The 19,247-nt window shown below is 61.5% G+C and carries 15 protein-coding genes and 2 pseudogenes; 3 read left to right on the top strand and 14 right to left on the bottom strand.

Annotated elements, in window-relative coordinates; genetic code table 11:
* Positions 1–45: 45 nt before the first annotated feature.
* The gene (locus FQ192_RS28635; RefSeq protein WP_149661570.1) at positions 46–891 is read right to left on the bottom strand and encodes a sulfotransferase; all 846 of its coding nucleotides are present in this window, start codon (positions 889–891) and stop codon (positions 46–48) included.
* A 306-nt stretch (positions 892–1,197) separates the two neighbouring features.
* The gene (locus tag FQ192_RS28630; RefSeq protein WP_149661533.1) at positions 1,198–2,769 is read right to left on the bottom strand and encodes a glycosyltransferase family 39 protein; all 1,572 of its coding nucleotides are present in this window, start codon (positions 2,767–2,769) and stop codon (positions 1,198–1,200) included.
* A gap of 212 nt (positions 2,770–2,981) precedes the next feature.
* Here FQ192_RS28630 and FQ192_RS28625 point away from each other — a divergent pair, with 212 nt between their 5' ends.
* Both FQ192_RS28625 and FQ192_RS28620 read left to right on the top strand, forming a co-directional pair.
* Positions 2,982–3,569: a phage tail protein gene (locus tag FQ192_RS28625; protein ID WP_149661532.1), complete on the top strand. Its 588-nt coding sequence runs from the start codon at positions 2,982–2,984 to the stop codon at positions 3,567–3,569.
* Between the two features lie 54 nt (positions 3,570–3,623).
* Positions 3,624–3,935: a hypothetical protein gene (locus FQ192_RS28620; protein ID WP_149661531.1), complete on the top strand. Its 312-nt coding sequence runs from the start codon at positions 3,624–3,626 to the stop codon at positions 3,933–3,935.
* Between the two features lie 68 nt (positions 3,936–4,003).
* Here the strand turns inward: FQ192_RS28620 and FQ192_RS28615 are convergent, their stop codons facing one another.
* From FQ192_RS28615 to FQ192_RS28600, 4 genes are read right to left on the bottom strand one after another with little or no spacing between them, the layout of a single operon-like run.
* On the bottom strand, positions 4,004–4,501 hold the full coding sequence (locus tag FQ192_RS28615; RefSeq protein WP_149661530.1) for a GNAT family N-acetyltransferase: 498 nt from the start codon (positions 4,499–4,501) through the stop codon (positions 4,004–4,006).
* An 11-nt stretch (positions 4,502–4,512) separates the two neighbouring features.
* Entirely contained in the window at positions 4,513–6,609 is a 2,097-nt protein-coding gene (locus FQ192_RS28610) for a biotin/lipoyl-binding protein (RefSeq protein ID WP_149661529.1), read from the bottom strand.
* Positions 6,610–7,929 carry an efflux RND transporter periplasmic adaptor subunit gene (locus tag FQ192_RS28605; RefSeq protein WP_149661528.1) on the bottom strand — a complete coding sequence of 440 codons (1,320 nt, stop codon included), beginning with the start codon at positions 7,927–7,929 and terminating at the stop codon, positions 6,610–6,612.
* The gene (locus tag FQ192_RS28600) at positions 7,926–8,708 is read right to left on the bottom strand and encodes an efflux RND transporter periplasmic adaptor subunit (RefSeq protein WP_149661527.1); all 783 of its coding nucleotides are present in this window, start codon (positions 8,706–8,708) and stop codon (positions 7,926–7,928) included. The genes FQ192_RS28605 and FQ192_RS28600 overlap by 4 nt, the downstream gene beginning before the upstream one ends.
* 500 nt (positions 8,709–9,208) lie before the next feature.
* On the opposite strand from FQ192_RS28600, the pseudogene FQ192_RS28595 reads away from it, so the two are divergent.
* Positions 9,209–9,896 (top strand): annotated as a pseudogene (locus FQ192_RS28595) (NYN domain-containing protein).
* On the opposite strand, the gene FQ192_RS28590 reads toward FQ192_RS28595, so the two are convergent.
* The 8 genes and pseudogenes from FQ192_RS28590 to FQ192_RS28555 form a co-directional block, all read right to left on the bottom strand.
* Positions 9,877–11,469 carry an efflux transporter outer membrane subunit gene (locus tag FQ192_RS28590; protein WP_149661526.1) on the bottom strand — a complete coding sequence of 531 codons (1,593 nt, stop codon included), beginning with the start codon at positions 11,467–11,469 and terminating at the stop codon, positions 9,877–9,879. The pseudogene FQ192_RS28595 and the gene FQ192_RS28590 sit on opposite strands and share 20 nt — an antisense overlap.
* A complete protein-coding gene (locus tag FQ192_RS28585; protein ID WP_149661525.1) occupies positions 11,466–12,527 on the bottom strand; it encodes an HlyD family secretion protein in 1,062 nt (353 codons plus the stop codon). The genes FQ192_RS28590 and FQ192_RS28585 overlap by 4 nt, the downstream gene beginning before the upstream one ends.
* 26 nt (positions 12,528–12,553) lie before the next feature.
* Positions 12,554–14,089 (bottom strand): MFS transporter, encoded by a 1,536-nt coding sequence (locus FQ192_RS28580; protein ID WP_149661524.1) that lies wholly within the window; start codon positions 14,087–14,089, stop codon positions 12,554–12,556.
* Between the two features lie 247 nt (positions 14,090–14,336).
* A pseudogene (locus tag FQ192_RS28575) lies at positions 14,337–15,263 on the bottom strand (LysR family transcriptional regulator).
* A 164-nt stretch (positions 15,264–15,427) separates the two neighbouring features.
* Positions 15,428–16,294 (bottom strand): ABC transporter permease, encoded by an 867-nt coding sequence (locus FQ192_RS28570; protein WP_149661523.1) that lies wholly within the window; start codon positions 16,292–16,294, stop codon positions 15,428–15,430.
* A 20-nt stretch (positions 16,295–16,314) separates the two neighbouring features.
* On the bottom strand, positions 16,315–17,175 hold the full coding sequence (locus FQ192_RS28565; RefSeq protein ID WP_149661522.1) for an ABC transporter ATP-binding protein: 861 nt from the start codon (positions 17,173–17,175) through the stop codon (positions 16,315–16,317).
* Between the two features lie 5 nt (positions 17,176–17,180).
* Positions 17,181–18,206, bottom strand: a complete 1,026-nt coding sequence (locus FQ192_RS28560) for an ABC transporter substrate-binding protein (protein ID WP_149661521.1) — start codon at positions 18,204–18,206, stop codon at positions 17,181–17,183.
* Positions 18,207–18,223: 17 nt separating this feature from the next.
* Positions 18,224–19,111 (bottom strand): TauD/TfdA family dioxygenase, encoded by an 888-nt coding sequence (locus FQ192_RS28555; RefSeq protein ID WP_149661520.1) that lies wholly within the window; start codon positions 19,109–19,111, stop codon positions 18,224–18,226.
* Positions 19,112–19,247: the final 136 nt, after the last annotated feature.

Raw genomic sequence — 19,247 nt, 5'->3', positions numbered from 1 at the left:
CACCCGAACTCGAACTTTCTTGAGGCATCATTGAAAACGCCGCGATCAACTGATCGCGGCGTCGGCTTTCATACGAATGACATTGGCGGCGCTGGCTGAGCCATCGAGCCAAAAGGACAACTCTGCGTATTGTTTGAACAAATCCGGCGGCAGGACGGTGCGTCGGGTTTGCAGTTCAACCTTGGGTTTGACCTTGTGCAGGCCCGCGACCCCAAGACCTTGATCGAACTCCGGCGCGTCATACGCCAGGTTGTTGAAGTCGTGCTCAAACCACGGCTCGTCGATAAAGTCGTAGACCAGCCGCAGCACTCGCTCCGGGGCCTGGGTCAGCAGGTCGTAATCGACCAGCAGCAACGAATCGGCCTGTTCGCCGTAATACGCTTCCTTGAGCGCCGCCCAGGCAAAACCCACCAAACGATTGCGCTGGGCCAGGGTTTCGCAACGGCTGTAAACGGTGTTGCGCTCAGCGGCGTCGACAAACAGCTTGGTGTTTTCATAAGGATTGGCGCGGTAAATGCGCTCGAGGCTGTCCATCACCCAGGCGACATTGCGCACACAGGCAATCACCTTGGCTTTGGGGAACAGGTCGTTGATGGCCGGCAGACGCGAACTCCAGAGCCGGTTGGTGTCGAACACCACCGGTTTGTCGGCCTTGTCGGCATAGAAAGAGTCGAACAACCCGCGAAGCAAACGGCGGCGCAGGTCGGTATCGATTACCGCGCCAAACTCACTGCCGGCGCTGCATTGATCAAGGACACTACTGAAGAGAGAACCGACCGGGCTGGTCATACCGGCGTGAAAACGCGGGTTCTGCAAAAGAATTGCAGAAAGCAGGGTGGAGCCTGAGCGCGGCAAGCCGGAGATAAAGTGGAACTGCTGCAATCCCTTCACCCTAGTCATAAGTCCATTTGTAGGGCAAAGCGTAGTCTATGGCTGGGGTTTCGACTAGTGGTGTTTTGATATCAAATTGGCGCTGAACGGGCGGGAAACTGCGGTGAATGTCACTGTTTTTCAGGTGAAACGTTTAAGCGATTTTCAAGAGGCCGACAAACGGTAATGCTGGTTCGATTCGTAGGTTGTGTTGGCATGCGGCTTTACTTTGTAGCGACGGGTTGAATCAAAGCTTGGTCCAGAGACTGGCGTCGTGATTACCGAGGCGCATGCACAACCCGCCAACCAGCGGTTTCACTATGCCCCTCACGGCCGCACAAACAACCTCGCACGGATATCGCCCACCCGCTTCTCGCTCAGGTTTTTCCAGCCGGCAGGCAATGAAGGAAACTCATCCGGCATCTGTGCCAAACCAATCAACCAGACGCGCCCGCCGTTTTTAACCACATCATCGAGTCGGTCTACATACACATCGCTGCTCATCAATGTACCGAAGCCATAGGCATTCGGCCGGCTCGATGCTCCATCGGCCTGGGGCGGCGTATACAGCAGCGGCTTGGCCTCGGTGCGGTTGTAATAGACGTAAACGAGATACCAGAGCATGTCGCCCGTCACGATTTGGTCACCGGGGGCGAAGTGCTGATTGACGTAGTCGACCATGACGCTGAATTGTTCATCCGGATTGGCCGAAGCGTTGTTCTTCACCCCCACCAGTTCAACGCCGATGAACAACACCAGAATAGCCAGGGCCAGCACCCGGAAGTGGGCGTACAGGCGATCAACCGCCAGTGCCACCAGCATCGGCAAGCCCAACGCATAAGCGGTCAAATAACGCTCAATGAACACCGGCGAGATGAACGACACCGCGAAGACCAGCAGAACCGGCAGCACGCCGAAAAGTGCCAACAGCACGCTGCCACGGAAAACGCTGCGATCCCGTGCCAGCGCCACGCCAATCACCGCCAGCAACGCCAGCGGCAAGGTGATGAACAACCAGATTGGTAACGTTCCGCCATCGTCCTGAGTAAAAAACAACCAGATCATCGACGGCAACGAGCTCAGCGTGACCGGGTCTTCCCAGCCGACATCACCGTTGGCCTTGAGCGCGTCCATGTGCTGCACCAGATCGATCAGGTTGGGCACCCAAGGCAGGTACAACAATACAATCGCCAGGTTCGCCAACCACCAGGCCGGACGCTGGACATGCCGCAGGCGATAACCTGGTTGCAGACGCACCACGGCCAGCCACAGCCAGTGGCCGATCACGCACAACGCAGTGAAATAGTGGGTATAGAACGCCGCCGCCATCAGCAGCGCATAGACCACCAGGTAGCCGTTACGCCGGGGCTGCCGTACCCAGTAAACCAGCGCAATCGTGGCGCCGATCAGGAGCAGGCCGAGCAGGGAGTACATGCGCACTTCCTGGCTGTAACGCACCGCCGTGGGCAGCAGCGCCAGGAGGATCCCGGCCAGCAACGCCGCGCGCCGGGTGGCGAGCAAATCCACCAGCCACACGCCCAGCCCGACCGTGATGATCCCCGGCAATGCACTCAGGGTGCGGATCGAAAAAATGCCGTCGCCGAACCAGTCGATCCAGCCGTGCAACAGCAGGAAATACAGCGGTGGGTGCACGTCGTGGGCGGCATGGACCCAGATGTCGCTGAACGAATTCTGACTCAGCAGCAGGCTGGAACCTTCGTCGCCCCAGATCGCGGCGGCCGTCAGGTCGTAGAAACGCACCAGCGTCGCCAACACCATGATCGGCAACAACCAGTGTTCTTTGGCCCAGCGAACCCATCGTTGAGCGCCCATCCAGGCGCCTGGCGCTGCGTGGGGATCTTGCCTGTCGCCGACCGGCGTTTCTCTGCGCGCCTCCATTACTTCCTCTTGCGGGGCCGGTAAATTCACGACGGTGTGGTCACTGAAACATGCCGTCACTTTAGGCCAGCCAGGGTTAGCCGTCGATGCTGGCCTTGTCTGACACGACATCCGGCAGCACCGCCGATCCGGGTCTACGCTCTGCCTTGGCGTGACCTGGCCACGCACAGACGCGGGGCCCGCCAGAACATTTACCTGAAGGATGAGGATTTATGGACGTATTTATGGGCACCGTCATGACGTTTGGCTTTAACTTTGCGCCCAACGGTTGGGCTTTGTGTAACGGTCAGATCATGAACATCCAGCAATACCAAGCCTTGTTTACGCTGCTGGGGACCGTCTATGGCGGCAACGGCAGCCAGACATTCGGGCTGCCCAACCTGCAAAGCCGCTTGCCGATCTGCCAAGGCACCGGCCCGGGCCTGACCACCCGCGTCATGGGGGAAAACTCCGGCACCGAAAACATCACCGCCACCCTCAGCAACCTGCCCAACCACACCCACACCCTGAGCGGGATCACTGCGACCACCACCCTGCAATTGGCCAACCCGGCAAGCAACCCGGCCAGCGTGCCGACCGCGACCAATGCCTATCTCGGCACCTCGGGTGGCGGGCCAGGTCTGGCGACGATCTATTCCGACGCTCAGGGCGCATCGCCCGTTGCGCTCAAAGGTGCGACCACCACCGTGTCCGGCACCGTTTCGCCCACCGGCACCGGCCTGCCGATGGCCAGCATGAACCCCTTCCTGGTGCTGAACTTCAGCATCGCGCTGCAAGGCCTGTTTCCTTCGCGCAACTGAAAACACGCCGGGGGATTCGCCTCCCCCGGCCACTCACTTTGCTGGAGCGACACCATGCTGGAACAGGTTCAAGACCAACACTTCCAACCGCTGCTGGGCCAGACCACCACGTTGCGCCTGCCCGATGGCAGTGAACTGCCGATTCATATCGATAGCCTCGAACAAAAAACCCGCTCGCAACTGCCCCACAGCGAGCGTGTGCCGTTTAGTGTGGGATTCAACAGCCTCGAACCGACGGAGTTTGTGGACGGATTATGTGCGCTGGACCTGCCGGGGTTGGGGGCGGTGCAGGATATTTTCGTGTCCCGCGTGCCGGCGATGGGGCGGGATCCGGCGTTGGGATATTTCTATATCGCGTTTAATTGACCAACCGCCAACATCTCCACTGTGGGAGCTTGCTCGCTCCCACAGGTTATGCAGCGTTTTTTCGGGCTCTAACCTCGCGGATACCAGACCAACCGCTCCGCTGCCGGATTACACTCTTCAACCGAAAACCCCAACGCCAGGTAATGCCGACGCGCATGCGGATTGCTCGCCCACACCACCGTCGCCACCGGGCAGCGAATCTGCTGCGCGGCTTTCTGCACCCCTTGCAGCACCGTGCGGCCATGCCCTTGGCCGCGCGCCTGAGGAATGAACGCCAGGTACAACACGCGAATTTCATTGGGGCCGAAATCCGTGGTCAGCGCGCCGATGGGGGTGTCGAGTTTTTCCACCACGTAATGCATCGCGTGGGGGTATTCATCCTCAATGCCTTGTTCCTGCACCCGAAACTGCTGGGCGACCAATTCTTCGACCCGCTCGGGCTCGCCGTCGATCCATTGCAGATCCGGCCGGGCCGACTGATACAGGCTCTGCAGAAAAGGTCCGTCACTGGCCCGCGAAGGCCTTACCACCAAACCGTCCGCCGCCACTGCACCCTTGTTCGCCATGCTGCTCTCCCTTAAAAACCGCTTTCCCTGACACCCAGCGCCGCCATGCGCCGCCAGGCCGTACCCAGCAATGATTCACCGCTGCCCTGCAACACCACAATGCCGCGCAGGGGCTGCATCGGTGTCGACGCATTGTCGAGCAGGCTGAGCCGTGCGCCGTATTGCGCTTGTACCGGCTCCGCCCGTTGCGATTGATCACGGCGCACGGCAATCGGCCCGTGATGGTCGGACGTCAGCGCTTCCTGATCCACATAAGCAACGCCATTGGCATCAATGTCGGTCAGTTGCACGGCGACGGCCGGGTGCATCGGATCGTCGGCGATAAAGCGCCCGTGCGCGCCCGGCGTCACCCGCCAGAGATCAGCCTCGGCCAGATAACCGCGCAACCGCGCCCCGTCTTCGACCACCCGCGCCAACGCGTCTTTGGTGGCCAGCCAACGACCGGGCACCAGTTGCGGCAATAGATCGCGCACTGTGCCGGCGTGGGGCGCGCGAAGCAGCAGGCGCTCGCGCTGAGCGGCCAGCCCACGGTATTCGGCCACCGCTTCGGCGAGGCGTTGTTCAACGATAGTGGCGTCCGCCGCGGTTTCGCTGCGACCGGCCTGACGGCGCATCTGCAACTGCTGGATCTGAATTTCCTGGCGCACGATCGCCTGGCGCGAATCCAGGTCCGGCGATTCCAGCTCGACCAGCACATCGCCCTCGGCAACCACCTGACCGTCCTGCACATTCACGCGTTTGACCCGCGATGCCACCGGCGCATGCAAGGCACTGGCGCGTCCGGCCTCGAGCATCGTCGGCAACTCCACCGCGCTGCGCCATGGCAACACCAGCACCAGCAGCATCCCGAGCAACGCCAGGCCACTCAGCAATACGCGCGACCCGTGGGCCTGTTCACGACGGGTCCACCACTGGCGCCATTCACTCATGATCGGCAGAAAAATGAACCACACCAGCTCCACCAGCATCAGGAAAATCCCCAATACCTTGAAGAACAAGTGGTAGACCGCCAGCGCGATCCCGAAAAACAACACCGCACGCCACAGCCATGAGCCATACCCCCAAATCAACAAACGCCGCTGCATCTTCGGCGACCACGGCTCCGGCGCCGCTTCGCCATAGCCGAACAGAAACTCGCGCAGACGCCAGCGGCACAGGGCAAAGGCCCGCCCCTGGAGGTTGTCCACTTCGAGAAAATCGCTGAGCAAAAAATAACCGTCAAAACGCATGAATGGATTGAGGTTGATCACCAGCGTGGTCATCCACGTGGCGCTGGCGAGCATGAACGCCGCCGTGCGCGCCGGGCCGTCCGGCAGCAGTGACCAAGCCAATAGCGCGATGCAGGCCAGCAGCAATTCCGCCAACACGCCGCCGGCACCGATCAGCAGCCGGGCTCGACGGTCATTGACCCGCCAGGCATCGCTCACATCCGTATAAAACATCGGCAGCATCACCATGAACGCCACACCCATGCTCTGCACCCGACAACCGGCGCGCTTGGCCATGAACGCGTGGCCGAACTCGTGACAGAGCTTGGCGAAGAACAGCGCCACGCCGAAGGACAGCGCGCCGCCGAGGCTGAACAGGTGCGGGAACGTCGCGATAAAGCGCTGCCAGTCGCGGGACACCAGAAACACACCCAGCCCCAAAGTGGCCGGCAACCCGTAGCGCAATGCACGCGGGCCGTACCGCTCCAGCCACGGCCAGGCGCGATTGAGAAACGCGTCGGGGCGCCACAGCGGAATGCGGAAAAACAGGTACTGATGCAGCAGGATTTGCCACAGGCTGCGGCGCTGAGCGGCGGCTTTCAGGCTGTAGCTGGCACGTTGTTGCGGATCGAGTGCGGTGATCAAATCGTGGCTGCGCAAAAACCCCAGCAACTGCTCAAGCTCGGCACCGTCCAGCGGCAAACCCGGCTCACGGTTGGCGGCACGCAGCACTTGCTCGGGATCGCCAAGGGACCAATGCCGCAACAAGCGCATCGCCGCCGCGCCGAGTTTGAAATAGCGCCCGCGCACCGGATCCGCCAGGGTCCAGCGCGGCGAGCCGTCGAGGGCTGGGGCGGCGGCCGACAATTGCAGGTCGGCCCGCAAGCTCGGCAAGGTCATTTAGAGGCCCACGCTTTGCCGTAACCCGGCCAGCGGCCGGCGCAACAGGTACAACGCGAGCGGCGCGCGGTCGCCGAAGATTTTCGCGGTGCCGCGCAAACCGATTCGGGGCGGGGCATTTTCGAAATTGGCGTCCAGTCGGTAAGCCAGTTGCCCGCCCGCCGTGGGCTGCGCCTCGTAGGCTGAGCGTTCGAGTTTGGCCAAGTGACGCTGCAAGGGGTCGCTGTCGAGGAACAACGCGACCTGCGCCCCCGGCGCCAGGGCAATCGCATCGCCCACCGCCAGTTCGATGCGCAGTTCAGCCTGGTTCGGGTCGGCAATTTCCATCAACCGTTCGCCGGTCTGCACTGGTTTTCCGGTCCAGCGGTCGGCGTCGGCAAACACCGCGATGCCGTCGCGTTCGGCACGGACTTCGCTGCGTTTGAGCAGTTCGCGGGCGTAATCACGTTCAGCGCGTTTCTGCTCGACCCGCGCCGCCAACAGATCAATCTTCGAACTGGACTCCGTGTCGGCGAACGAGCGCTGGGAATTGGCCTTGAGCTCAGCTTCCGCCACACCCAGCGCACGATCGGCCACATCGGCCTGAGCCTTGAGGGTGGTGCTTTCGAAGCGCAGCAGCAGGTCGCCGGTTTTTACCGCTTGGTTGGGTTTGACCAGAAATTCGGCGATCACCCCGTCCAGCGGCGCCGCCACTACGCGCCCACCCAGCGGCACCACTTGCGCCGGCGCCAGCACCGATTGGCGCACCGGGATCAACAACCCCAGCAACAACACGGCGACCAAGGCGACCTGACGTTTTCGGGTCCAGCGCAGGCGCCAGGGTTTGCGCGGTTGCAGCGCCAGCCAGGCGTGGCTGTAGGTGTCGCCCAGTTGCGACAGCAGGATTTGTTCGGGTGGGTTCCACGCCACGTCGCGGGCCAGCCATAAACCGCCAAACACCTCGCCCTGATGATCCACCAACGGCAACCAAAACACCTGGGCGCTGGACAGACTTTTCCAATCGGCCTGAATCGGTTCGCTTAGCAGCGTGGGGGAAATCGCTCGCGCCTGTTTCAACAGCTCGAGCTTGAACAACTGCGCCACCGCCTGCTCGACAAACGCCACGAACGGCGCGTTCGGGTCCACGGTGCTGACACCGGTCACGGCTTGCACTTTGCCGGCAATCAACAGCGCCGCGTGGCGGAAACCGAACAACGCTTGGCCGTCATTGACCAGGCTGTAAGCCAGTTGCGCCGGGTTGCGAGCGGCGCGGGTCTGACGTTCAAGGTCGAGGAATCGGGCGAAGACCTGCTCGGCCCCGCCGGTCATCGGGGCGTTCACTTAAGCTCCGCGAATCGTGCCGTACCGCTCATACCCGCCATCAGGCCTGCAGCGTTCGGCAGCGTCGCTACCAACAGCAAGGTCTGGCTGCCTTCATCGATCCGCGCGCCCAGGCGCTTGACCGTGGCGTTCAGCGGTTGACCGGTTTCATCGGGGACAAAACTGAAGGTCTGGCCGGGCTTGAGCTTGCCCATCCAGCGCGACGGAATCAGCAAATGAATTTCCAGGGTGCGGTTATCGACTACATCCAGCAACGGCGCACCGGCCGCCACGCTTTCATAACGCTGGACCTTGCGCTCGACCACCTGGCCATCGAACGGTGCGAGCACGCTGCAGCGTTTGACCTGCACCTGATACACCTGGGATTGCGCCTGAGTCTCGCTGACCTTGGCCTCGGCCCGCGCCACTTCGAAACGCCCGACCGAATTCAACGCCGCCAATTGTTTGTTGTGCGACAGCTCTTCACTGGCGCCACGGCTGGCGGCTTGCGCGGCATTGAGCTGGGCCTGAAAACCCGAGCAATCGAACTTGGCCAGGGTATCGCCCTTCTTGAACGACTCGCCCTCGCTGAACGGCAACTCGACAATCCGCCCCGGCAACTCGCTGGCCAGCACCGCCTGATCCCGCGCCCGCAACACACCCCGGGCCTCACTGCTGGCCTGGGCAGTGCCACCGGCCGCGCTGTTCTCCAGCAACGGATCGTCTGGCGCAGGGGTTTGCGCTTGTACTGCGCACGTTACAAAGGTCAATCCGATAACCCAACTTCCAAAACGCGGCATAACCGTGACTCCCTGACGGATGACCGGAGTCTACGACAGCGGGGGGTTGCGTCAAGCAAATAGCCAGCATTGGGTGGAAATGTGTTGTTTCAAAAAGGACAAAATTTTCAGAGTGCTTGTTTGCTCTCTCGCCTAATGAGGACGGGTACAAAATCCCACACGAAATTGGGAACTCGCCTTCAGTCGAAACTGAAGCGGGGGATGGACGCTTCGCCCCTGCACACCATCCCCCTCTTCGCAGCTTGCCTGTTGCAACAATCGTTAACAGATGAAGCCATTTGTGACTTGACCCTCAACCTGGCAGCTGTCCAAAACTGGGTTGCCGGCGCTGGAAAGAATCCAGTCGAGTAGAGCCCTGATCCGTCAATGGTTGACGTGCATGACACATGCAATTTAGGATTTGCGCACTACTCAACCCCGTACGCAGAGATTCAGTTCTCTGGCAGTTGGGGTGAAAAAACCGGCTTCGGCCGGTTTTTTCGTTTCTGAGGGTTGGATTTGTGCGCACTGCGTTCTTCGTTGATGGCTACAACGTGTTCTACGGGTTGCTGGCTGATACCCCTTACAAATGGCTAAACCTGCCGCAGTTGTTGGCCTATATCGCTCACATTGAAAACCCTCAAAGCTCTGTCGCCTCAATCGACTACTTCACTGCGTCGGTTAAACCGGAACTGGCGACTCGTGGCATCGCATCCAAGGAGGCTCAAGATACTTACGTCCGGGCTCTGAGGGCTCACAAAGTTGACGTTCACTATGGCCGCCACCAACTCGAACCGGCGCGCGCCCCGTTTCATCAACAAGAAAATCGGTGCCTCGCGGCAGGACACAACGCCTATCTGGAAGCTGGAAGAAAAGGAAACTGACGTCCATATCGCGATAAGCATGTACCGCACAGCGGCCAGGCAAACCAAGGTCACCGCAGCTGAAAGCATCCAGCAACTCGTTCTGGTATCCGGGGATACAGACATGGCTCCCGCACTGAAAGCTATCCGAGAAGACTTTCCCCACATAACCATAGGTATCGTTCTTCCCTACAGGACAGGGCTCAAACGAATTCCGCCCGGTTCTTTGAAGGACCATTCGCACTGGATGCGACGTGCCATCTCCGCAGAAGAGCTCCAGTCACACCAGTTTCCAGACAAGGTCCCTACCCGCAAGACGCCAGCCATCAAACCGGATTATTGGTAGTGACTTTCGCCACCGAATAAACCGACTCCCACCCTCCCCCCAACGCCTTGTACAACCCCACCATCGCCAACGACACGCCCGTCGAACTCTCAACCCACTGCTGCTGAGTTGCCAACAACTCCCCTTGCACCGTCAGCACGTTGACGAAATCCACCACGCCTTCCACGTATTGCTGTTGCGCGGTACGTAACGCGATCTGGTTTTGGCGGACGGCTTCGGCGAGGCTGTCGCGGCGCAGTTGGCTGGCGTTGTAGGCGGTCAACTGGTCGTCGATTTCATGCCAGGCGCGCAGTACGGTTTGCTGGTAGGCGATGGCCGCTTCCTGTTGTTGGGCTTCGCGCAGGTTGAGCATGCCGCGCAGTCTGCCGCCGTCGAACAGCGGCAGGCTGAATTGCGGGCCGATGCCGAACGAGCGCGAGCCCCAGGAGCCGAAATCGCTCAGTTGCATGGCCTGGGAACCGATGTTGCCCGACAGGGTGATCCGCGGATAGAAATCACCCTTGGCCACACCGATGCTCGCTGTTGCGGCATGCAGGCGGGCTTCGGCCTGGCGGATGTCCGGGCGCCGTTCGGCCAGTAGCGACGGCAGGCCAATGGCGACCTGGCGCGGGGTCTGCGGCACGGGCGCGTCTGTGGATAACTCGGCGTGCAACGCTTGCGGTGGTTCGCCCATCAACAGGCTCAGAGCGTTGATCAGTTGTGACTGGCGCTGCTCCAGCGCGGGCAGGCGCGATTCGATGGCCGCCACTTGCGCGGCGGCTTCGGCGACGTCCAGGTCCGTGGCCACGCCATCGGCCAGGCGCAGTTGCGAGAGCTTCAGGCTATGCCGGGCGACGTCGAGGTTCTGCTCGGTGACGGCGCGGGTGTTCTGCACGCCGCGCAGTTGGATGTAGTCCTGGGCGGTTTCGGCCAATACCGACAACAGCACGCCGCGACGGTCGTTTTCGGCGACTTCGAGGGTTGCGTCGGCGGCTTCGGTTTCGCGGCGCACGCGGCCCCAGACATCCAGTTCCCAGGAGGCGGAAAAACCGGCGTCCCAGAGGTTGAAGGCTGAGTTGCCGTTTTTGCCTGAAGGATCGCTCAGGCCTTCGCCGCTGTTGCGTTCACGCCCGTAGCTGCCAGTGGCGGCGGTCGTGGGATAGCGGTCAGCGGTGATGACTTGGCGTGCGGCGCGGCTTTGCTGCAAGCGGCTGCTGGCGAGTTTCAGGTCGAGGTTATCGGTCAGGGCACGTTGGCTCAGGGCCGAGAGTTTCGGGTCATGGAACACTTCCCACCAGCGCTCGTCCATGGTTTGGGTGACCGCTTGGCTTTCGGCAGCCTTTTGCGGTTTTGACCATTCGGTGACCTGTTGTGGCTCGGGTTTGTGGAAGTCCGGGCCGACGGTGCAGGCGCTCAGGAAAAACAGGCTCAACACAAGAGCGACTGGCTGCATGCAGCTTTTGTGGCGAGGGGGCTTGTCGGAATGCCGCACCACCCCGTTGGGCCGCGAAGCGGACCCAGAATCTGCGAGTGCTGCGCACTCGAACGGGGGCAAGCCCCCTCGCCACAGGGATGAGTGATTAGCGGAGTTCATCGCTTGGCCACCTCATGCATTGGCGTCGCCGTATCAATCCGCGCCTCCACCGACATCCCCACCCGCAACCGATCCGCCAATGGCTGGCCCGGATCGAGGACGATCTTCACCGGAATCCGCTGCACGACCTTGGTGAAGTTGCCGGTGGCGTTGTCCGGTTTGACCGAGGCAAACGTCACCCCGGTGGCCGGTGCAATGCTTTCGACGCGGCCGCTCAACATCTCGCCGCCGAGACTATCGACGCGCACCTGCACGTCCTGCCCCTGCTGCACATCCCGCAGCTGAGTCTCCTGGAAATTGGCCACCACAAACGCCTGGGCCAACGGCACCACGGCGAGAATCTTGCTGCCCGGCGTCACGTAGGCGCCGACCCGCACCGCGCGCTCACCGACCATGCCATCCTGCGGCGCGACGATGCGCGTGTAGGACAGCTCGTAACTGGCGATTTCCAGCGCCGCTTGCGAGCGTTTCAGTCCACCTTCGGCGGCATCACGCTGGGCGGTGAGAATGTCCACTTGCTTGCGCTCCGCCGCCAGCACCGCCGTGGCGTTGGCCAGCCGCGCGGTCGCCTGATCGATGCGGGTACGTGCCTGTTGCGCGTTCTGCACCGTACCGGCGCCGACGCCGGCGAGGTGGTCGTAGCGATTCAATTCATGCTCGGCGAAGGCCATTTCCGCCTTGGCCGCGACCACCGTGGCCTGGGCCTGGGCGATCACCGAGGTCTGGCGTTCAAGAGTCGCTCGAGCGTTTTGCAGTTGCGCCCGTGCGACCAGGGTTTCGGCGTCGGCAGCCTGGGCGGCGGCGCGCAGGTCGCGGTCATCAATCAAGGCCAACAACTGCCCGGCCTTGACCTGCTGGTTGTCCTCCACCAACACCTCTTTGATAAACCCGGCGACCCGTGGCACGACCAGGGTGAAGTCCGCCGAGACAAAGGCATCGTTGGTGCTCTGTTGCGTGCGTTTGCCGAACAGCCCCGGCGCGACCAGGTAAATCAGCACGCCGACCGCGATCGCGGCGGCCACGCCAACCGCCACTTTTTGCTTGGTAAAAGTCGTCATAAAAATCTTCTGTTTCAGTGAAGCGTTCAAGTCGGCGCACGGGGCGGGAAGATCCGCGTCGGCAGCCAGAAAATCAGCAGGATCAGCGCGACCGCGACGCCCGCCATGCACAGATAAAGATCGGAGGCCGTGAGCACCACGGCCTGCTCGTGCAGTCGGTGGGCAAGGCCGGCGCTGTCGCTGTCGGCCAGGGGCGAGTTGCCGAGGTTGTCCACCAACATGGTCGAGTGGAAATGCAGGCGGGCGGTGGTCAGCGCGTCGATGACGCCGGTGGCGATCACTGCCGACAGGCCTTTGACGGTGTTGAACCAGGCCGAGGCGAACGGCCCTTCCATCGGCGTGATGCTGCCGGTTGCGAGCATCAACAGCGGCAACACCGCCATCGGTTGCCCGAAGATTTGCAGCAGTTGCAGAACGTAGAAATCATCACGAATCCACACCGAGGTCAGCTGCGAACCCCCGAGGCAGGACAGCGCCAACATGCTCAAGCCAAGCCCCAGCACCCAGCGACAATCGACCCAGCGCAGGTTGCACAACGCCGCCACCAACGGCAGCGCGATCAACTGCGGCAGCGCCGCCAGCAGCATGATCGGCGCGGTCTGGATCGGCCGATAACCCTGGACTTGCGCCAGGTAACTGGACGGAATGATCACCACCGCCAGCAACACAATCAACACTCCAGCGAGTGTCATCAAGGCAAACGACAGGTTGCGAATGCCGAGCATCTGCAACTTGAAAAACGGGATCGGTTGCGACCATTCGTTGATCAGAAACAGCACCAACAACAGCAAACCGCCGCCGAGCAAAAAGCAGATCAGGCTCGATTCGAACCAGTCCAGCCGATTGCCCTGCAAGATGCCGATCACCAACATGCAAATCGCTGGGAAACCCAGCAGCAAACCGCGCCAGTTGAATTGCTTCAAGCGTTCCAGGCGCAGCGGGTCCTGGGGCAAACCATAAGCCACGGCCGCCATCGCGATCAGACACGGCACGATGATTTGCCAGAAGGTCCATTGCCAGCCGACGTACTCGGTCCACAACCCGGCCAGCGGCGTGCCGAGGCCGGGGCCGAAGGTCGCGGTCAGGGCATACCCGGCCAGGCCGTAGAGCTTGACGTTGGCCGGCAGGAAACGCAGGGCGACGGTCATCAGCATCGGCGGCAACGCCCCGCCGGCCAGACCTTGCAAGATGCGCATGAGCAACAGGCTTTCGTAGTTCGGAGCGAATGGGCACAGCACGCCCAGCAGCGTGAAAGTGCCGATGGCGTAGAGGGTGAAACGCCTCAAGGAAAACGTCACCGAGCACCACGGCGCGAACGCCATCGCCGCCACCGACGTCGCGGTGTAACTGGCGACCAGCCAGGTGCCTTCGTCGTAACCGATGGCCAACGCGCCGCGAATGTCGGCGAGGGCGACTTTGGTCACCATCTCGTTCAGGCCGGACACCAGCACCGCCAGCAACACGCCCACCAGACCGATGATGATCCGCAGGCCGAAAACCGGCGGTGTGACGGCGGCAGGGCTGGCCACGGCGAGAGGGGCCGGGGCCGTGAGGGAAGTCATGGACTGCGAGCTCCGGGGTGTGAATACCGGGGCATTTTAGGGAGGATGAGGCGTTACGAAAATTGACTTGTTGGCAGGTTATAAGTGCGTCAGACGCAGCAATTGCGGGATCAGGCTTTTGTGGCGAGGGGGCTTGCCCCCGTTGGACTGCGCAGCAGTCCCTGTGCTTTGGTTTTGGGGCCGCTTCGCGACCCAACGGGGGCAAGCCCCCTCGCCACACAAGCCCGCGCCTACAAGGGGGCCGTGATCAACTTGAGATGGGCTGCGCGGCCAACCACGTCTCATCGCAACACGCCTTCAGCGTTTCACGCATCCAGCGATGGGCCGGATCCTTGTCGTAGCGTGGGTGCCAGGCCTGGGTCAGCATCAGCGTCGGCAGTGGAATCGGCAGCGTGAACTAGCGCAGTTTCAGGCCCAGGCGCCGTACGCTCAGCAGTGCTTCCTGGGGCACCGGCAGCAGCAGGTCGGAATCGGGCAGGGCAAACATCGCGGCATGAAAGCTCGGCGCAATCACTGCCACACGACGCTCCAGCCCCAACGCCTCAAGTGCCGTGTCGATTGGCCCACGGGCAATCCCGCGCCGGGACATGCTGATATGCGAAAACCCGGCGTAGCGCTCGGCGGTGATCTCCTGACCGAACAACGGATGATCTTCCCGCGCCAGACCAACGAAATGCGTTGAAAACAGGTTCTGGATCTTCACTTCCGGCATCGACGGGCGATTGTTGCTGACGCTCAGGTCGATTCGCCCTTCGCGCAGCGCCTCGTCGTCGCCATCGCCTTCAGGGACGAACCGCAGCTCGCAGTGCGGGGCCTGGCGCTCCATGGTGTCGAACAACTTGCCGCCGTAAACGCCGACGAAAAAATCATTGGCGCGGATGCTGAAACGCCGGCGTAACGTGCCCAGTTCCACCGCATCCGCCGAGCGAAATAGCAATGCGGCTTGCTCGACCACATCACGCACTTGCTCGCGCAACGCCAGGGCTTTAGGGGTTGGCACCAGGCCACGGCCAGCGCGGACCAGGATCGGGTCGCCGATGGCTTCGCGGATTCGGGTGAGGGTCCGGCTCATGGCGGCCGGGCTGAGGTTCATCCGCCGCGCGGCGCCCACCACACTGCCCTCATCGAGCAAAGCGTCGAGGGCGACCAACAGGTTCATGTCCGGGAGTTGCATGCTGAGCACTCATCGCTGATCAGGATTGATTCAGGCGCAATGCTAGCAGCGAATCCGTACTGTAGGAGCAAAGCTTGCTCGCGATGGAAGCGTCGCGGTGTATCAGGTGGACCGCGTTATCGTTTATCGCGAGCAAGCTTTGCTCCTACGGCGGGGTGGGTGTTTTAGCGTTGCATCCCCCAACGCTTCACCGTCACCCGCTCCAACGTATCGAACACCAGGTTCTCCACCAACAACCCAATCAGAATCACCACGGCCAACCCGGCAAACACCTTGTCGGTGTACAGCTCATTGCGATTCTGAAAGATGTACCACCCCAACCCGCCCTTGCCGCTGGTGGCACCAAACACCAACTCCGCCGCGATCAACGTGCGCCAGGCAAACGCCCAACCGATTTTCAGCCCGGCCAGAATCGACGGCAGCGCCGCCGGGATCAGGATGAACAGCACGAAACGCATGCCCTTGAGGCCGTAGTTACGCCCGGCCATGCGCAGGGTTTCCGAGACACCGAGGAACCCCGCGTAAGTGTTCAAGGCCAAGGCCCACAGCACCGAATGCACCAGCACAAAAATCAGGCTGTTCTGCCCCAGGCCAAACCACAGCAACGCCAGTGGCAACAACGCAATCGCCGGCAGCGGGTTGAACATCGAGGTCAGCGTACTCAGCAGATCACGACCGAACTGCGTGGAGACCGCCAAGGTGGTCAAGGCAAATGCCAGGACGATGCCGATCAGGTAACCCTTGAGCAAAACCACCAGCGAAATCCACACTTTGCCCAGCAATTCGCCGCTGAGCAGGCCGTCATACAGCGCGCTGCTGGTTTGCAGGAAGCTTGGCAGCAGCAGGTCGTTGTTCTGGAGACGGGCCACCACTTCCCACAACACGGCGAGCAAGATCAGGATCAGGCTTTTGCGAACCCAGCCCTGTTGCCATACACGCTGGCCGAGGGGCAATTCTCGCTCCAGCGGTACGCTCGTCAGGGGCTCTAATACGGTTTCGAATTCTTGACGCGCGGATGAAAACTGGCTCATCGGGCACTCCTCTCAATGGCTCAATAAGCGATGCGGATGTCAGAAAAATCCAGCTCGCGCTCGGTTTCCGGCGATTGACCTTCATCGAACAACAACCGGTGAATGCGCCGCGCCGATTCCTGAAACGCCACGCCACCCAGGCTGTGCAAGTCGTATTGATGGCTGTGGACTTCCGCCCGCACCCGCCCCGGATGCGGCGACAGCAGCAGGATGCGATTACCCACCACCAGCGCTTCTTCGATGGAGTGGGTGACGAACAGCAGGGTGAAGCGCACTTCTTCCCAAAGCAGCAGCAATTCTTCCTGCATCTTGCGTCGGGTCAGCGCGTCCAGGGCGGCGAAGGGTTCGTCCATCAGCAGGATTTTTGGCTGCATGGCCAATGCCCGGGCGATGGCCACCCGCGCCTTCATGCCGCCGGACAAGGTGTGCGGATAAGCATCGGCAAACGCCGCCAACCCGACCTTGTCCAAATAGTGCAGCGCCCGCTCCTCGGCTTCCTTGCGCTTGAGGGTTTTCGAGGCCAGCAGCGGAAACATCACGTTCTGCTTCACCGTTTTCCACGGCGGCAGTTGATCGAACTCCTGAAACACCACGATTCGGTCCGGCCCTGGCGCGTGGACGGTTTGCCCCAACAGACGAATCTCGCCCTCGCAAGGCTGGATGAACCCGGCCACCGCTTTGAGCAATGTCGATTTACCGCACCCGGACGGGCCGAGCAGCACAAAACGGTCCGCCGGATCGATCTCGAAACTGACCTGATGAGTGGCCCGGACAACGCGCTGCGGCGTGCGGTATTCCAGGCAGACGTGATCGACCGACAGCAGCGCCTGGGCTGCCGTGATCGGGTTGCTGGCCGTGTGGCCTTGCAAAGGAGCGTTCATCTCGATCAGCTCCCTTGCAGCGGTTTGGCGTCCTGGAAGAAGTAATCCTTCCACGAATCCGGTTTGTTTTTGATGGCGCCGACGCGGTAGAGGAATTCGGCCAGCGGGTAGGTGTTTTTCGGCGTGACGCTGAATTCGAACTGCGGGTTGTCGATGATTTTCAGCAGCGCCGCACGGTCGATTTTGGCCTTGGTCACGCGGAGGTAAGTGTCCGCCGCTGCGCCTTTATCGTTCTGCGCGAATTGCGCCGCTTCGGTCAGGGCTTCGACGAAGGCCTTGTAGGTTTTCGGGTTCTCGTCGCGGAATTTTTCGGTGGCGAACAGCACGGTCGGCGAGTTCGGGCCGAGCAGGTCGTAGGTGTTGAGCACCACATGCACGTTGGGGTTTTCCAGCGCCTGATCCTGGAACGGCGGGTTGGAGAAATGCCCGATCAGCTCAGTGCCGCCCGCGATCAGCGCCGCCGTAGCGTCCGGGTGCGGAATGGCGATGGTGTATTTGTCGAGACGATTGAATTCCTTGTCGCCCCACTGCTTGGCGGCCGCGTATTGCAGGAAGCGCGACTGCACCGACACCCCGACCGCCGGCACCGCAATGCGGTCCTTTTCGGTGAAGTCAGCGATGGTTTTAACCTTGGGATTGTTGCTCACCAGGTAATACGGGAAGTTACCCAACGAAGCGACCGCTTTGACGTTCTGCTTGCCGTGGGTGCGGTCCCAGATGGTCAGCAGCGGACCGACGCCGGCCCCGGCTATGTCGATGGAGCCGGAGAGCAACGCATCGTTGACCGCCGCCCCGCCCGAGAGCTGGGTCCAGTCGACCTTGATGTCGATGCCTTCCTGCTTGCCGTATTTCTCGATCAGGTTTTGATCGCGGACCACGTTGAGCAGCAGGTAAACAATACCGAACTGCTCGGCGATGCGGATTTCACCTTCAGCCTGAGCCACGGTCGGCGCCAACAGGCTGCTGGCGATCAGGCTGAAACCCAGGCCGATGGCCGCAGCCAGCGGTGCCAATGAAAGACGTTTGGACATGGTGGTTCTCCGACAAATCAGAAAGGCGCGTCGCCCTGGATGGTGGTGCGATACAACTTGCGGCGCAGGTAGCCGGGGCAGCCGGCGGCAAGGTGGATCAGCGAACGGTTGTCCCAGAACACCAGGTCGTGGGGCTGCCACTGATGGCGGTAGATGTTTTGCGGCAACACGCTGTGGGCGTAGAGCTCGGCGAGCAGCTGTTTGCTCTCATCTGCAGGCAGGCCAACGATGCGCGTGGTGAAGCCTTCGCTGACGAACAGCGCCTTGCGCCCGTTTTCCGGGTGGGTGCGGACAATCGGGTGCACGACTTCGGCGACCTGGGCGAGTTGCTCAGGCGTCAGGGTCGGGCGCCAATTGCCTTCGAATTTGGTTTCGCTGTAACGCGCCGTGTAGGAGTGCGCGGCGGAGCGGCCTTCGACGGCTTTTCGCAGCGCGCCGGGCAAGCCGTCCCAGGCTTTGTGCATGTCGGCGAACAGGGTGTCGCCGCCTTCGGAGGGCAATTCCTGGGCATGGAGCATCGAGCCCAGGCTCGGCAGCTCTTTGTAGGAAAGGTCGGAATGCCAGAACTTGCCGGCATCACCGAGGCCGACGGAGACGCCGTTTTCGATGATGTTGGACACGATGAGGATTTCCGGGTGCCCGGCCAGCAGGAACTGCTTGAGCACATGGATCTGCAACACGCCGAAGCGGCGGCTGAAGTCGATTTGCTGTTCGGGGGTAATGCGCTGGTCGCGGAAGACAACGACGTGATGATCCAGGTGCGCGCGGTGGATGCGGGCGAAGTCCTGGTCATCGATCGGGCGGGACAGGTCCAGGCCGATGATTTCGGCACCGACGGCGCCACTGAACGGGCGGATGTCGAAGGTTTGCGGCGCGATGCTTTGAGATGCAGAGACGGCTGACATTTAAATCACTCCCACGCACGGCACGCTCAAGGGCGCGCGCGTCGATCAGAAACTCACGGAGGTCCCGTGTTGGTTCGTGTCGTGCGGCGCGCCGATTGGTCGGCAGGTACGCAGGAGAGTGACTTTATAGTCATAA

The sequence above is a fragment of the Pseudomonas sp. ANT_J12 genome (assembly GCF_008370045.1).
In the GTDB taxonomy this organism is placed as follows: domain Bacteria; phylum Pseudomonadota; class Gammaproteobacteria; order Pseudomonadales; family Pseudomonadaceae; genus Aquipseudomonas.
This window is presented reverse-complemented; position numbering and strand designations above follow the sequence as displayed.

Coding starts and splice junctions, on each gene's coding strand:
- FQ192_RS28630 (WP_149661533.1), bottom strand. CDS start 2,769: ATGGAGGCGCGCAGAGAAACGCCGGTCGGCGACAGGCAAGATCCCCAC.
- FQ192_RS28625 (WP_149661532.1), top strand. CDS start 2,982: ATGGACGTATTTATGGGCACCGTCATGACGTTTGGCTTTAACTTTGCG.
- FQ192_RS28620 (WP_149661531.1), top strand. CDS start 3,624: ATGCTGGAACAGGTTCAAGACCAACACTTCCAACCGCTGCTGGGCCAG.
- FQ192_RS28615 (WP_149661530.1), bottom strand. CDS start 4,501: ATGGCGAACAAGGGTGCAGTGGCGGCGGACGGTTTGGTGGTAAGGCCT.
- FQ192_RS28610 (WP_149661529.1), bottom strand. CDS start 6,609: ATGACCTTGCCGAGCTTGCGGGCCGACCTGCAATTGTCGGCCGCCGCC.
- FQ192_RS28600 (WP_149661527.1), bottom strand. CDS start 8,708: ATGCCGCGTTTTGGAAGTTGGGTTATCGGATTGACCTTTGTAACGTGC.
- FQ192_RS28590 (WP_149661526.1), bottom strand. CDS start 11,469: ATGAACTCCGCTAATCACTCATCCCTGTGGCGAGGGGGCTTGCCCCCG.
- FQ192_RS28585 (WP_149661525.1), bottom strand. CDS start 12,527: ATGACGACTTTTACCAAGCAAAAAGTGGCGGTTGGCGTGGCCGCCGCG.
- FQ192_RS28580 (WP_149661524.1), bottom strand. CDS start 14,089: ATGACTTCCCTCACGGCCCCGGCCCCTCTCGCCGTGGCCAGCCCTGCC.
- FQ192_RS28570 (WP_149661523.1), bottom strand. CDS start 16,294: ATGAGCCAGTTTTCATCCGCGCGTCAAGAATTCGAAACCGTATTAGAG.
- FQ192_RS28565 (WP_149661522.1), bottom strand. CDS start 17,175: ATGAACGCTCCTTTGCAAGGCCACACGGCCAGCAACCCGATCACGGCA.
- FQ192_RS28560 (WP_149661521.1), bottom strand. CDS start 18,206: ATGTCCAAACGTCTTTCATTGGCACCGCTGGCTGCGGCCATCGGCCTG.
- FQ192_RS28555 (WP_149661520.1), bottom strand. CDS start 19,111: ATGTCAGCCGTCTCTGCATCTCAAAGCATCGCGCCGCAAACCTTCGAC.